Genomic DNA, 16,191 nt, shown 5'->3' on the forward strand with positions numbered 1-16,191 from the left:
TTATTGATGTTTAATAATGTATACGAATCAAGAGTTAGATGGAGTTTATTTAACTTCTTCAACTTCTAATTAGGCAGAGGTACCATTGCCCTACGGCCATAGTTTAGTTTCAAACCTTTCTTGTAAGCCTCGGGGCCATGCAGATCTTTAATATCCATTTCATCCAGATTTACAAGGATACCGCGCGCCATAAGTCCGGCATCTTCATTTTCAAGGCGCGGTAAATTTTCAGCCGCTTCTTTCAGCTCAGGTAAAAACGGACGGATATAGTCGCGCATTTCGGGGTCTAAAGATAAACATTCCAAAGAGGAGTAACCTATTTTCCTGTCCTTTTCTTGAACCGGAGTAATAAGGCGGGCAATACCTTCCTGTGCTTTACCCAGATAAACAACAGCATAAGCTGCCTCAGAAGCTATATAAGGATTTTCGTCTTGCAGGAGTGCCAATAATGCTTGCGGACAAGTATTAATTTGATTTTCTCTGGCAAGTTTTGCATATCCTACTACTCCCCAGAATCTCATCTCCGGCAGAGGACTGGCAATAGCTTTCTCCAATATGGGAAGAGAAGTTACAGTTGCTGTTCCCGCAATTTCAGCAAGCCCATAAAGTTCATCCAAGGGATATTTCTCTTTGCGTACTTTCTCATAAAGTATATGTCCGGTGCGTGAACTTGGGAGGAAAAAGCCCAAATCATTGGTAGTACGGATGTGGTCGGATAACGCTTGACGCATTTTAGATAAAGTTTCCGCATACTCGGGAATAGCGGATAAGTCATGCAGTTCATCCGGATCTTTTTCAAGGTCAAACAGCATTTCCGCCGGATGGGGTTCAAAAGTCAGCTTCCAGTCCGGATTGGTATTGTGACCTCCCAACACCAGCTTGTCCCAGGCTTTATTAGATGGCATTCCCCATTGATAATAATTGCGCAGAGCAAACTGGCGGTAGGGAATATAACTACGGATATACTTGAAGCGGCCATCCGTAACAGCGCGTACCGGCATGAAATGATGCAGTTGGTTGGCTGCCAATGCAAACTGTACTTCACGCTTTTCTTTACTGGCGAACTTGCCGTAAAGCGCCTTTCCTTGCATGTTCTTGGGAGGCTTTACACCTGCTAAACTAAGTACAGTAGGTCCCAGATCGGTGAAGTTCACCAAACCATTTTCTTTACCTTTAGCTCCATTTGCCAGGTGCCGCCATTTAGGAGGGAAGTAGGCTATCATAGGAACTTTCAGTCCGCTTTCGTACAGATAACCTTTACCACGCGCCACGCAACCGCCATGGTCACTGAAAAAGAAAATGATGGTATTGTCTTCCAATCCTCTAGCCTCTAAATCTTTCAGGAAGATTCCCAACCAAGTATCCACATCCTGTACCGCTTCCAGATGACCTGCATAATCCGACCGCACTTCCGGCAAATCGGGCACATAGGAAGGTAAAGTAAGTTGTTGTGGAAAAATACCCTCTTGAGTATAATCCCTGCGTCCATCAGTGTGGAAAGTACGGATACGTCCCATGTGTGAAGTTACTGTGTTATATACAGCGAAGAAAGGCTGATCCTTTCCACGTTTGGTACTATTGTAAGAAGCTGTATTGTTACATTCGTCCCAACAGCTTTTGTTATCTGTTGTAGAGTTATAATGTGTTTTGCTATTGTTTGTGCAGTAATACCCTGCTTCGCGCAATCTTTGAGGAAAGAATATATCAGCCGGAGTATCATAAGGAACCGGGTGTATATCCATTCCGTAAGTTGATGAATAACATCCGGTGATAAGGGATGAACGGGCTGCCGAACTTTGTGGCGCCACAGACCATGCATTCATAAATTGTATGCCACGAGCGGCCAAACTGTCTGCATTGGGCGTATGTACATCGCCATTGCCATAGCAACCAAATTCATAAGCACTGGTATCTTCGAAGGTTAGCCAAAGGATATTAGGCCTTTCGTTTTTTTTGTCAGCTGCCTCAGTATGTGAGGAATATAAACCACAGAAAGCAGTACACATAAATAAAGGTAAGTGTCTCATAAAATAGTATATATTAAGGATAATAAATTCTTGAGGCTAAAGTAGGGCGTTTATGAATAACAAGCGCTTTCTTATGTCGAAAAGAGTGCTAATATTGTTTCGACAAACTATATTTCGACAATATTAGCAGTGATTCAACAAAATTACGGTTGGTCATAGACGAATATGGATAAGATATTATATAAAAGAGGTGAGAAGACTGGAGGCGAAACTTTACTTTTGAAATAATAATCTAATCAAAAAAAACATGAGAAGCTTAATCTTAGTACTATTACTGTTAAATGCATTATTCTTATCTGCCCAAGAGGTTACCAGCAACAATCTGTCATTTGACAATTCTTTACGTACGGAATCAGAAAAGTTATTAACGGAGTGGATGGACACATTCCTGACTTATCAATGCGACAATTTACATCCGTCTCTCAATGGTGGCGTGCTGTGCCCTGCCTGTGCCCGCATTCATGGGCGCATCGGAGATGCCGTACTCCCTTTAATGTATCTGGCTGATAAAACACACAAAGAGAAATACCTTCTTGCTGCCAAACGCCTGATGGCCTGGATGGAAAACGTGCATCTTCCCAATGGCTCGTGGATGAACGATGTGCATGTCTCCGACTGGAACGGTACAACAGTCTTCGCTTCCATAGCTCTTTATGAAGCATTGCATTACCATGGTCATTTATTAGATGATTCTACCCGGAACCATTGGAAACAAAGGCTGATAGAAGCCGGTGAGTTCATGCTGGCAACTCCTTTTATATACAGCCGCAAACGGGAAGGTATGCGGAATATGAACGTGAATTATTCAGCTTCAGCCACCTATGCATTGTATGCCATTGGAGAGATGTGCAACCGACCTGATTTTCAAAAAGAAGCCCGTCAGATAGCTGCCGATCTAAAAAACTTTTTCACTGAAAATGAAACTTTTCTATATGGCGAAGGTCCCAATATAGAATCAAAGACAAAAAACGGCTGTCTTCCGGTAGACCTGCTCTATAATGTAGAAGAATCCTTGCCGAATATGGTATATTACGCCCTTATGGCGAAAGACACTGATTTACTGGCTCTCGTTGACCGTTCAATGGCTACTCACCTGGAGTTTATGTTGCCCGATGGTGCCTGGGATAATAGCTGGGGAACCCGTAGTTTTAAATGGACTTATTGGGGCGGACGTACCAGTGATGGTTTTATGGGAGGCTATTATGCGATGGCTGCCCAACATCCGGAATATTTAGAAGCAATCCATCGTAATATACAATTATTGAAAAAGGCTACTTCCGAAGGTCTGCTTTATGGTGGCATGCATTATCGGGTTTCCGGTATTCCTCCATGCATCCATCATACATTCGGTCACGCCAAAGCAATCACTTCTTTTTTAGAACTTCCTCCCCTGAATATTACTTCTTCCCAAAAACTTCCGCGTGACAAGACCTATGGTATGAAATACTTCAAGGACATCCACACCTGGCTTATCTCTCAAGGCCCCTGGCGTGCTACATTCACCGGATATGACGCAGAATATAAAATCAAAGGTACTCATCCGATGGGAGGTGTACTCTCTATGTTGTGGCATGCACAGGCAGGACCTGTTTTTGCTGCTACAATGAACCAATACCAGTTGATTGAAGCGCCTAATATGCAGAGTAATAACCGTAAGTATATCATGGGAGGTACACCGCGGATCGAGTTTAAGCAAAATGGAACTGTATATAGCAATTTGGATGACCTGAATACAGATATCAGCTGTGATACAGAAAAAGATGGTTATCGGTTTACCGTGAATACTCATTTAGTCGATATAAATCAAAAAGCATCTTCTCATGGGGAAATTCCAATTACAGTTGATTATATCTATACCCAACAAGGCATCGAAATAGACGTAGAAAACTGCTATGACGCTGCATATCTTATGTTACCGGTCATTGCATCACCTACAGAAGAGGTGAAAGTAACTCCCAAAGAAGCATACATAAACAAAGAGGGAGGAATTTTATCCATCCTATGTACAGCCGGACATATAGAAGTAGCGCCGACCGATAAAGATAGACGAATATTTAATCCGGTTCCTGGTTTTTCTTTTGTACCTTTGCGAATAATTCCCAATAGTTCGGAGAAGAAAATTCATTTAAAGATTCTTTTTCGTTAATATATTATTGTAAGTATACCTCATAATAGGATACAACTATGAAAAGAAAACAAATTTTGTTAGTACTTTTAGGAGTGTTATTTCCATATATATTGAATGCCGGAGTAACGGAAGATATTTATTTCTCTCATATCGGCATGGAAGATGGGTTGTCACACAGTACGATATTTGCAATTAATCAGGATAAAGAAGGGAATTTATGGTTTGCCACATACGACGGCGTGAACAAATACGATGGCTACAACTTCACCGTGTACCGCCACGAATATACGAATCCCAATAGCATTGCCAGCGATATAACCCGATGCATAGCCATCGATGATTCAGATCATATATGGGTAGGAACACGTGAAGGTCTGTCTCTTTACAATCACCGCAAAAACATTTTCTCCAATTACTACTATAAAAAGAATGGCATCAATGTGCCTATAAACAGCATCGCTCCCATTAAAGAAAACTGGCTGATGCTGGGCACGACTGAAGGTATTTTACTTTTTGATATAGAAAAAGAATGCTTTTTGAATGATACTCTGCCTTCACTGCATTTGCTGAAACCAACCGCTTTAAAACGTCAGGGAGAATACATTTATATAGGTGCCGAAGATGGGCTATACACTTATACACTATCAGGAGGAAAACTGGAAAAATTGATAAGTATGCCTGCAGGCGTACGAATACATGCTATTTTATGTCAGATGTTCAGCCGTATCTGGATGGCAACCGAGGGGAATGGACTATTTATGTACGATTCCAGAACTAAGGAACTGAAGAACTATCGGTATAAAAGTGAACAGCCCGGTTTAAATTCCAATTATGTACGTTCATTGGAGCTGGATACGGAAAATCGTTTATGGGTAGGTACCTACGGCGGATTGAATATTTATAAAGAAGCAACCGATAATTTCTCTTCTATAAAAAGTTCCGAGATACAAGAAGGAAGTTTATCACAGAATTCCGTCCGAAGCATTTTCAGAGATTCTCAAGGTGGTATGTGGTTGGGAACTTATTGGGGTGGATTGAACTATTATCATCCCCTTTGTAACCGTTTTCAACGTATCAAGCATGTTCCTTTTCTGAATTCGCTTAGTAATAATGTAGTAAGCTGCATTATAGAAGACAGTGAACATAACCTATGGATCGGAACAAGTGATGGCGGATTGAATTTCTATGATTCCACCTCAAAATTATATAAGAATTATCTGTTTAAATCAGGATCGTTAGATGTACCTTTCAAGGATATTAAAACAGTGTATGTAGACGAGGAACATGATAAAGTATATGTGGGAGCCCATGCCGGAGGTATGATGGTACTCCAACGTAAATCAGGACAGGTGGAATACTTCAATCGCCAAAACAGTAACTTACCCAGTAACAATATCTATTCTATTATCTCCGATGAGAATGGAGGATTATGGATCGCTTCACTGGAACATCTCTTGCACTTCGATATAGATAAGCGCAATTTTACGATTATTGATAAAGATAAAAATGGGCGTAAATTACAACAATATAATCGTTTGCTGTTTCGTGACTCCAAGAAGCGTATATGGGTAGGAGGTGAGATGGGGGTATCTGTTTATAATCAGATAAGAACAGATTTCCTGCCCAATACAGATTTCCATATAGACCCGATACTACAGCAGGCATTTGTGAATTGCTTTTATGAATCTACATCGGGATATATCTGGATCGGGACACGTAGCGGGCTTTTCGCTATGAAAGAAGGAAGTAAGGAGCTATTGCAGTATACCACGGCAGATGGTTTGCCGAGTAATGTTATTTATGGCATCATGGAAGATGCTTACGCTCGTTTGTGGATAAGTACCAATCAAGGATTAAGTTGCCTGAATCCGGAAAATGGAAAGTTCCGTAACTTTACTATATTGGACGGTTTACAGGGAAATCAGTTTAATGCCGGATCTTATTGTCGTCAAGATAACGGTTACATGTTATTCGGGGGTGTCAACGGCATTACATTATTCCGTCCGGAAACACTGATTGACAATCCTTATGCTCCTAAACCGGTAATCAACAAGCTGTTTGTTTACAATAAGGAAGTCCTTCCCAACGACGAAACGGGAATATTGAGTGAAACGATTGAATATGCAGATCATATCACCTTATCCTCCTCCCAAAATTCATTCGCCATTTCTTTCGTAGTGTCCAACTATATTGCCGGCAAACACAATACTTTTGCTTATAAACTGGAAGGGTATAATGACGAATGGTACAGACAGAACGATACCAGTCCGGTTTCGTATTCTAATTTGCCAGCAGGTGACTATACTTTTTATATAAAAGCAGCGAACAATGACGGTAAATGGAATGAGGAACCGACTGTACTTCATATTCGCGTCCTGCCTGTTTGGTACTGTACCTGGTGGGCACTTTCACTGTTTGCTCTGTCTTTCATGCTGATGGTATTTGGCATTGTCCGCTATTTCTGGTTGCGTAAAAGTATGCAGGCTGAAATTCTTATGGAAAGACTGGACAAGGAAAAACAGGAAGAAATCAGCCAGATGAAAATCCGTTTTTATGTTAATATATCACATGAATTGCGCACTCCGCTTACTCTCATTGTGGCCCCTTTGCAAGAATTGCTAAGTCGCATATCAGGGCATTGGGAACATAAGCAACTACTGTATATACAAAGAAATACAAACCGCCTGTTGCATTTGGTCAACCAATTGATGGATTACCGGCGGGCAGAATTGGGAATCTTTGAACTAAGATTGGTAAGTGCCAATGCTTACAAGAAGGTCTTGAATAGTTTCATGAACTATGAAAGTTTATCAAAGAAAAAAGATATAGACTATAATTTCTATACGGAGTTGCAGGATAAAGAACTGCTATTCGATGAAAACTACCTGGATCTGATTGTTAATAACTTACTGTCGAATGCGTTTAAATATACCGAAGAAGGAGAAAGTATTACGGTAAAACTGTATCTGGAGGAACAGAATCTTGTACTGCAAGTTACAGATACAGGTATCGGTATTCCCAAAGAAAAACAGGAGAAGATTTTTGAACGGTTCTATCAAGTGGAAAGCGGACGTGAAGGAAGCGGTATTGGTCTTTCCCTTGTACAACGATTAGTTGAATTACATCATGGAAAGATCACATTAGAGAGTGAGCCCGGAAAAGGTTCTACTTTCTCCATTTACTTGCCACAAGATAAATCTGCATATAGCCGTGAAGAACTGCTTGGAGGAGAAGAGAACGCAGACAATCAACGGGTATACTCTACGAATGCGCACGACGTATATATCGGTGATGAAGAAGAAGCCGATATAGAAAGCAAAGAAGATGAAGATACAAATAAACGAGGAACACTCCTTGTGGTAGAAGATAATAAAGAATTAAGGCAATATCTGGTAAATGGATTGTCCGGCTTATTCAATATGCTGGAAGCTGAAAATGGGCAAAAGGCATTAGACATTCTGAAAGAGAATGAAGTTGACCTAATTATAACGGATGTCATGATGCCCGTAATGGATGGTGCCAAATTATGTAAGTTGGTAAAACAAAACCTGCGAACTTGTCATATCCCCGTATATATGCTATCTGCCAAGGCAGATATTAAATACCAGTTGGAAGGTTTGCAGGTAGGGGCAGATGATTACATAGCCAAACCTTTCTCTATGGCAGTGCTGAGAGCTAAGATTATGAACATGTTACGCACACGTCATCGTATCTTTGAGCACTATTCCAATACGGTTGAAATAGAACCGGAAAAACTGACCAATAATACTATGGATGAAGAACTGCTGAGAAAAGCTATTGCAGTGATTGAAAAGAATATGGATAACGTAGAATTCTCCACAGAGCAATTTGCACGTGAGATGAACATGAGCCGATCCAATCTACATCTGAAATTAAAAGCAATAACAGGGAAGTCTGCTATCGACTTTATCCATAAAATACGTTTTAACCGTGCATGCCAACTTTTGCAGGAAGGAAAATACAACGTTTCTGAAATCAGCTTTATGGTGGGATACAATACTCCCTCTTATTTTGCAGCACGCTTCAAAAAATATATAGGTTGCCTACCTACCGAATATGGAAAGAAATAAGATATGAAAATGCATTGTACATGGACTCTATTAATTGTTCTGCCCTTGTTAGTGGCATGCAAACCAACTAAGCCATTATCCCTTTCTGTCACTGAAGTCGCACAGATTAAGGCAGACGGTAAATCCCTCCGGCTTTTCTGTTTGACAAACAGAAATGGAATGGCTATCAAAGTCACCAACTTTGCTGCCTCGCTGACATCTGTTTCTGTGCCCGACAAAAAGGGAAACTTCGAACAGGTGGTGTTAGGCTTCGATAGTTTAGAAAGTTATCTGGGAAGACATCCAAAATTTGGTGCTACCGTAGGCAGGTTTGCCAATAGGATCAGGCATGGAGAATTTCGCCTGGATAACCAAGTCTTTCAGCTTGAAAAGAACAGTAAAGGAAATTCAGTTCATGGCGGAAGCCGGGGATTCAATACTCAAGTCTTCGAAACAGATACCTTTTATGTAGCAGGAGACACGGCAGTTGTTGTCTTTTCCTATAAAAGCCCTCATCTTGAAGGAGGATTTCCAGGCAATCTTAATTTGTCAATTGCCTACAAACTAACGAATCGCAATGAAGTGATCCTGCAATATACGGCAACTACCGACCGGCCTACCGTTGTGAACTTCACCAATCACAGTTATTTCAACCTGACCGGATGTAAAAAGCCTGTACTGAACCATCTATATATGCTGCATGCAGACTCTATTACTCCGGTAGATTCAATTGGAGTTCCAACAGGAGAGCTTAAGGCAGTAGCAGGAACGGAGTATGACTTCAGGACTCCTCAAACCGCCGAAAAACGAATCCGACTCATGAAAAAGACTTATGACATCAACTATAAGTTAAACAAACGTCCGAATACTTTGGAGTTAGTGGCTATAGTTACAGAACCCACATCAGGAAGAACACTGAAAGCATATACCACCGAACCCGGGATGCAATTCTATATTCCAAGCTCCAACATGGATTATCTGAATGGTCATGGCAATAGGAAATATGGCAAATATTATGGATTCTGCCTCGAAATGCAGCATTTTCCCGATTCTCCCAATAAATCCCATTTTCCTACTACAGTATTGCGACCGGGCGAAACATACCTACAGACTACAGTCTATAAGTTTGAAAATTCATCAGAACCTGAAATGTCATCTCCATATTAGATCCGTATCTGCTCCGTACCTACTCCGTACTAAGTCCGTGTCATAGAGTACGAAGGTGATACGGAGCAGATACGGAGATAATACAGAGATAACACGGAGATAGTACGGAGATGATACGGAGATGATACGGAGATGTCAAAATGCCCTTTCAGTTGTTAATTTCACATACAACCTATTTATTTAACATATACGTATCCCCTCTCCTATAGCTTTGTAGCGCATATTTTACACAAAAATAGCCTAAGATGAACAATATTAGCATGGAGAAAACGCAAAAATGGGAGTATAAAAAACAATACTTTCTCACTCTTTTTCACACTTGCCGTATGTTTGCCATCACAAAATGATCTCTAAAGTTAAACCTTAGATTTTTTTATTATGTTCAAATTAAAAGAAACAGTTTTAATGTTTGTCCTCGCTCTCGTCGGCACCACTGCATACGCGCAGAGTCTGACGGTTACCGGTAAGGTGATTGACAGTGAAGGATATGAAGTTATTGGAGGCAGTGTCATCATCAAGGGAGCTGCCGGTATTGGTACCGTTACAGACATAGATGGTCGTTATTCACTGACAGTGAATGATGCGTCTAAGGATGTATTGGTTTTTTCGTATGTAGGAATGACTCCTCAGGAAGTGAAAGTCAACAAGCAGAGTGTTATTAATGTAACATTGCAGGCAGATGCCGTATTGCTGGAAGACGTTGTAGTGATTGGTTATGCCGCTGTTCCTCGTAGAGACTTGACCGGATCGGTAACTTCGGTTAGCAGCAAAGAACTTTCTAAAGTACCAGTAAGTGACGTTACACAAGCTTTGGCAGGACGTATGGCAGGTGTAATGGTACAACAGAGTGAAGGTACTCCGGGCGCTTCCATTTCTGTACGTGTACGTGGAGGTATCTCCATCACTCAAAGCAACGAGCCCCTTTACATCATTGATGGCTTCCCTAGTGAAGACGGTATGGCTACCCTCGACCCCGCTGAAATTGAAACTATCGACGTGTTGAAAGATGCCTCGGCCACTGCCATCTATGGTGCTCGCGGTGCCAATGGCGTAGTTGTAATTACAACAAAGAATGGTAGCAAATCAGGCGGCAAGGCTACAGTGACCTTCGACAGCTATGTGGGTGTCAAAAAGATTGCGAACAAACTGGATGTGCTTAATGCCGGTGAATTTGCCAAATTGGATTACGAACGTACATTGTGGAGAATGGGTACAGGAGATTCCGGTGCCGATGGTATGACCAAATGGGAAGAAAGATATGGCAAGTTCAGTGATCTTGCTTCCATATATAATGGTCGAAAGGGTATCGATTGGCAAGATGAGACCTTGGGGCGTAACGCTATTACACAGAACTATCGTGTAGGCGTATCCGGAAAGACGGAGAAGATGAATTACAGCCTGGCTTATTCATACTATAACGAAGAAGGTGCTATGGTGTACAGCGGCAGCAAAAAACACAACATCTCATTCAACATGAACCATGAGATAAACAAATGGTTGACTGTAAATTCACGTATCAGTTACGACCAAATGCGCGTGGAAGGTATGGGCACATCGGAAGGTGGCGACCGCTTCAACAAGATGCAACACATCTTACAGTATCGTCCTACAGTAGGTATTATGGGGGTAGATGAAGATTTATTATACGGTGAAGATCCTCTATTAGCCGATGATAATGGCAACGTTATGCAGAATCCGTTAATTTCAGCGGCAGAAGAACTTAACGACAGGGAATGGCGTACTTTCCAGGCCAATGGTGGTGCTACCATCAAGTTGCTGAAAGGACTGTCTTTCCGTAGTACAGTAGGTATGCGTTATCAGACCCGTCGTAACGATGTATTCTATGGTGATGAGTCTATTACAGGTAAGCGTTCCAGTATTCAAGGCTCGATTACTAATTTAGAAAACAGCAGTTTCCAGACTTCTAATGTATTGACCTATTCTTGGAAAAACAAAATTCATGACTTTACAGCCATTGCCGGACATGAATATGTGGAAAGATGGTCACGCAGCTTTTCTGCAAGTGCCAGCCAGTTCCCAAATGATGAAATCGGTTTAGGTGACCTCTCACTGGGTGTTCCGGGAGTTCCCACTTCCAGTGAAAACTACGATGATAAACTGCTCTCATTCTTCGGACGTATCAACTACAATTTGATGGATAAATATCTTTTTACCGCTTCGGTTCGTGCTGACGGCTCTTCCAAGTTCGGTAAGAACAATAAGTGGGGTTACTTCCCGGCTTTCTCGGCCGCGTGGCGTTTAGGCGAAGAGGCATTCATCAAAGACTTAGGAATCTTTTCTGATTTAAAATTCCGTATCGGTTACGGTCTTGCAGGTAACAATCGTATTGGCAGTTACCAAAGTCTTGCTCTCATGAGTTCCGTTACTGCCGCCAATGGCAACGGTGCACAAGCCGGCTATGCTTCCCGCCAAGTACCTAATCCCGATCTGAAATGGGAGGCAAACAAGACATTCAACATAGGTATGGATTTTGGTTTCTTGAACCAGCGTATCACATTCTCTCCGGAATTCTACATTAATCGCAGTAGCAACTTGCTGCTGAATGCCAAGTTACCTAACTCTTCCGGTTACACCAGTATGGTTATCAACGCAGGTGAAACTCAAAATACGGGTGTGGATTTGACTATCAATACGGCAAACATCGTATCCAAAAATTTTACTTGGAACACTTCAGTTACTTTCTCCCACAACAAAAATAAGGTAAAGAAACTGACAGGCGAAGATGTACAGTTGTATCTGGCTAACTTCGGTTATAGCGGTGCAGGGGCGTCCCATCAAATTGGGGTAAACCAACCGTTGGGACAATTCTACGGTTACGTAACTGACGGGTTGTATCAGGTGGAAGACTTCAATTACGACGCTACAACCAAAACTTATACATTGAAGGATGGTGTACCTTATCATGGCGACAAGAAGAATATCCAGCCGGGGTATTGGAAATTCAAGAACGTGGACGGCAGCGAAGACAACCAGATTACCGAAAGCGATAAAACCATCATCGGTAATGCCCTTCCTGATTTCTATGGAGGTATTAACAATACTTTCAGTTGGAAGGATTTCGACTTGAGTATTTTCTTTACTTATAGTTATGGCGCCGAAGTACTGAATGCTACCAAGTTGACCAATACCAAGACTGCCCTTACCAATAAAAACGTTTTGTCGGTAGCCGATGAGGCTCATCGTTGGGTGACCATCAATGCCAGTGGCGAACTGATTACAAGCCCCGAAGAACTGGCAGCAGTGAACCGGGGCAAGACAGTGGCTCATTTCGGTGATAACGGTTCAAATAACACCTACATTCATTCCTGGGCTATCGAAGATGCTTCTTATTTGAAGTTGAGCAATATCACTATAGGATATACCTTCCCAAAAAAAATGATTAACAAGATCGGTCTGACCAAACTACGTTTGTACGCAACGGGCAACAACCTGTTTACATGGACTCCTTATACCGGCTTCGATCCGGAAGTATCTACCATGAGCAGTGCATTGACGCCCGGTGTCGATTTCGGTGCTTATCCCAGAAGCCGCTCTTTCGTATTTGGTGTGAACGTAGCATTTTAATTAGAATTTAAAAAGGGAATAATAAAATGAAAAACAAAATGATATATGCGCTTGGCGCAATGATGCTTGTAGGGGTTACTTCCTGTGACCTAACTGAAAAGCCCAGCTCATTCTACGAGAAAGATACTTATTTCGTAACAGAAGGAAAAGCCCAGATGGCCGTAGTCGGAATCTACGACTGTCTTGAAACTACAGACTATTATGGACAAAATATCATGCCGTTCTTTGGTTCGGACGATATGTTCATGGTACGCGGAACCGGTTCGGACGGAACCCGTCGTGATATATCTCACTATCTGTACAACGCTTCCAATACATGGATTGCCAGTGTATGGAGATGTGCTTATCAGGCTCTCGACCGTGCCAATGTAGCTATTGCCAGCATTGAGGCAATGCCGGGTTTTGCAGAAAACAAAAATCTACAGGAAATTAACGGACAAGCTCGATTTCTCCGTGCCTACATAGCTTTTGACCTAGTGAAATTCTTTGGTGATGTACCGTTCAGCACGGAATATACGAATGGTTTTGGTAATACATCCAAACCTCGTACTGACCGTGAGCTGATTTATGACCAGATCGTCGAAGATTTGAACTATGCAAAAACGCATTTGAAATCCGGTCGTGAAGTGGCATCTTCTGAAATACCTTGTAGCGGCGCTGCCCGTACTTTACTGATGCGTGTCTATTTGCAACGTGCCGGCTATAGCTTGAACCGTTCATCACGTCAGTTGACCCGTCCGGACGATACTGCCCGAAAGGGATATTTTGAAGCAGTGATTAAGGAATGGGAAGCTTTGAAGGCAGAAGGCTATCATAATTTTTATGCAAGCGGTTATGAACAACTGTTCAAAAACTATTCTCAACTGACATTGGACAATCAGGAGTCTCTTTGGGAAATTGCTTTTGAACCCAACCAAGGTTTGAAGGATAATGCTGGTGTATGGGCAACTTACAACGGACCACTGGTAGATGCTCCAGGAAGTTACCCCGGCACAAGCAGTTATATGGGACGTGCCAATGCCTTCTTTGTAGTACTACCATATTGGAAGTCTTTCTATGAGTCAAATGAGGATGGAAGCATAAAAGATATACGCCGTGACGTGAATTTCGTGGACTATGCTATTAAGTGGAACAAAAATAAAGAAATTCAGGAAAAATCGCATACTTCTGCCGATATCAACAAAAATCTAAACAGATATCCAGGTAAATGGCGCAGAGAATGGATGGCTCCGGGCTTCGTAGATCCCAATAACACGGGTGTCAATTATGCTCCGTTGCGTTATGCCGATGCAGTTCTGATGGCAGCCGAAGCTTATAACGAAACCGGTAACACAACCGAAGCATGGAAATTATTGAATGATGTTCGTGTCCGTGCCGGTGCTACTCCTATAAGTACAGCTAATTATTCAAGCTTGTTAAAGGCTCCGAAGTTGTACGATTTACCATTCATTCCGGATGGTGACGATGCCGGCAAATTCCGTACAGCCTTGTATTGGGAACGTGCTTTTGAACTTTGCTACGAAGGTCAACGCAAATATGACTTACTGCGCTGGGGCATTCTGGAAGCATCTTTAAAAGCCGCCCAAAACTATATGGAATCATGGACCCCAGGACCTGATGAATATATAACGGATGCTGCACGTAAAGATTGGAATGCGGTGAAATGGGCTAAATCCAACTACGTAGCAGGCCACAATTTTACCACAGGAAAGCATGAACTTTATCCGATTCCATTGGCTGAAATTCAGTCGAATGCAGCTTTGAACGGTGAAAATAATCCGGGATTTGAGTAATTCCATTTCCTAAGTATGAGCTGACAAGGGATGGAGAAATTGTAAGATGTTTATACTTTCTCCATCCTTATATACAAGGATGATAATTTGAGCAAATATAACCTATAGAATATACATATATTTATGAAGAAATTTTTATTATTTTGTTACGCAGTTGCTACACTACAAGGTTTCTCCAGTTGTTCATCCAGTCAACCTAAGGAAGATTATGACTGGTTGAAAAAAGCAATAGATACTTCCGTGCAACAACTGGAAGAAACAGTGGCTGATGTAGGAGATTCAGTCTTGTTGCCCCGTTCCATCTGGACGGGATACGATATGGATTTTCTCTGTAGTCAGTTACAAAGAGATCCTGCAACCTTCAAAGACTCTTTACGGGTCAAACCCGTGAAGGATGCTCTGGGAAGCCGCAGATATTGCTCTTCCATCTATGATTGGACAAGTGGTTTTTTCCCCGGAAACTTGTGGTATGCGTACCAACTGACCGGCATTGAAGGATTAAAGAACGATGCCGTGAAATTCACGAATTATTTGTATCCCGTAAAAAACTATAAAGGTACACACGACATCGGATTTATGATGAATTGCAGTTATGGCAATGCATATCGCTTGGCTCCCGCCGACAGCGTTCGTCAGGCATTGGTGCAAACAGCCGATAATTTATGCAGCCGTTTTGATCCGACCATAGGTTCTATTCGCTCCTGGGATTTCGGGAAGTGGAATTTCCCCGTAATTATTGATAACATGATGAACTTGGACCTGCTGTTTTACGTAAGCCATCTTACCAATGATTCCAAGTATAAGGAAATCGCATTGAAACATGCCGAGACAACATTGAAGAATCATTTCAGAGCAGATCATTCATCCTATCATGTAGTCAGTTACAATAATGATGGCAGCGTAGAAATGAAATGTACCCATCAGGGAAAAAATGACGATTCGTCATGGGCACGCGGACAAGCCTGGGGAGTATATGGATATACCTCTTGCTACCGTGAATCCAAAGATACGGCCTTCTTGCAGCAAGCCAAAGATATTGCAACGTTGATTATGACTCGCGTAAAGACTGAGGATGTAATACCCTTGTGGGATTATGATGCACCGAATAGCCCGGAAACACCCCGTGATGCATCTGCGGCCTCTATTACTGCTTCTGCTTTGATAGAACTCAGCACTTTGGTAGAAGACGGACAAGTATATTTTGATTATGCAGAAAAGCTACTAAAATCTCTTTCTTCCGATGCTTATTTGGCAAAGGTTGGTACGAATCAGGGATTTATCCTGATGCACTCTACAGGTTCGTTGCCTAATGGCTCCGAAATTGATACTCCTATCAATTATGCCGATTATTATTACCTCGAAGCATTAGCCCGGTATATGCAGGTAAAAGGACTCGATTATAAATCGCTTTAAACGAAATT

The 16,191-nt window shown here is 41.9% G+C and carries 7 protein-coding genes; 6 read left to right on the top strand and 1 reads right to left on the bottom strand.

From position 1 onward, the window contains the following. Nucleotides 1-65: 65 nt before the first annotated feature. Nucleotides 66-2,027 (bottom strand): sulfatase, encoded by a 1,962-nt coding sequence (locus VYM24_RS00455; protein ID WP_330941206.1) that lies wholly within the window; start codon nt 2,025-2,027, stop codon nt 66-68. 247 nt (nt 2,028-2,274) lie between these two features. On the opposite strand from VYM24_RS00455, the gene VYM24_RS00460 reads away from it, so the two are divergent. The 6 genes from VYM24_RS00460 to VYM24_RS00485 all read left to right on the top strand — a co-directional run bounded on the left by VYM24_RS00460 (nt 2,275) and on the right by VYM24_RS00485 (nt 16,183). Beyond that, a complete protein-coding gene (locus tag VYM24_RS00460; protein ID WP_330941207.1) occupies nt 2,275-4,173 on the top strand; it encodes an ulvan lysase-like protein in 1,899 nt (632 codons plus the stop codon). 38 nt (nt 4,174-4,211) lie between these two features. Continuing rightward, nucleotides 4,212-8,246, top strand: coding sequence for a hybrid sensor histidine kinase/response regulator (locus tag VYM24_RS00465; protein ID WP_291548753.1), 4,035 nt, complete (start codon nt 4,212-4,214; stop codon nt 8,244-8,246). A gap of 9 nt (nt 8,247-8,255) precedes the next feature. Beyond that, on the top strand, nt 8,256-9,392 hold the full coding sequence (locus VYM24_RS00470; RefSeq protein ID WP_425286671.1) for an aldose epimerase family protein: 1,137 nt from the start codon (nt 8,256-8,258) through the stop codon (nt 9,390-9,392). A 378-nt stretch (nt 9,393-9,770) separates the two neighbouring features. Beyond that, nucleotides 9,771-12,977: a SusC/RagA family TonB-linked outer membrane protein gene (locus VYM24_RS00475; protein ID WP_291548755.1), complete on the top strand. Its 3,207-nt coding sequence runs from the start codon at nt 9,771-9,773 to the stop codon at nt 12,975-12,977. Nucleotides 12,978-13,003: 26 nt separating this feature from the next. Then, a complete protein-coding gene (locus VYM24_RS00480) occupies nt 13,004-14,770 on the top strand; it encodes a RagB/SusD family nutrient uptake outer membrane protein (protein ID WP_291548756.1) in 1,767 nt (588 codons plus the stop codon). A 123-nt stretch (nt 14,771-14,893) separates the two neighbouring features. Beyond that, nucleotides 14,894-16,183, top strand: a complete 1,290-nt coding sequence (locus VYM24_RS00485; protein ID WP_291548757.1) for a DUF4995 domain-containing protein — start codon at nt 14,894-14,896, stop codon at nt 16,181-16,183. Nucleotides 16,184-16,191: the final 8 nt, after the last annotated feature.

It is taken from the genome of Bacteroides sp. MSB163, assembly GCF_036416795.1.
Lineage (GTDB): Bacteria > Bacteroidota > Bacteroidia > Bacteroidales > Bacteroidaceae > Bacteroides > Bacteroides maternus.

Bases quoted from the DNA above. Each gene is read 5' to 3' on its own strand.
- VYM24_RS00455 (WP_330941206.1), bottom strand. From the start codon at position 2,027: ATGAGACACTTACCTTTATTTATGTGTACTGCTTTCTGTGGTTTATAT.
- VYM24_RS00480 (WP_291548756.1), top strand. From the start codon at position 13,004: ATGAAAAACAAAATGATATATGCGCTTGGCGCAATGATGCTTGTAGGG.
- VYM24_RS00475 (WP_291548755.1), top strand. From the start codon at position 9,771: ATGTTCAAATTAAAAGAAACAGTTTTAATGTTTGTCCTCGCTCTCGTC.
- VYM24_RS00485 (WP_291548757.1), top strand. From the start codon at position 14,894: ATGAAGAAATTTTTATTATTTTGTTACGCAGTTGCTACACTACAAGGT.
- VYM24_RS00470 (WP_425286671.1), top strand. From the start codon at position 8,256: ATGCATTGTACATGGACTCTATTAATTGTTCTGCCCTTGTTAGTGGCA.
- VYM24_RS00460 (WP_330941207.1), top strand. From the start codon at position 2,275: ATGAGAAGCTTAATCTTAGTACTATTACTGTTAAATGCATTATTCTTA.
- VYM24_RS00465 (WP_291548753.1), top strand. From the start codon at position 4,212: ATGAAAAGAAAACAAATTTTGTTAGTACTTTTAGGAGTGTTATTTCCA.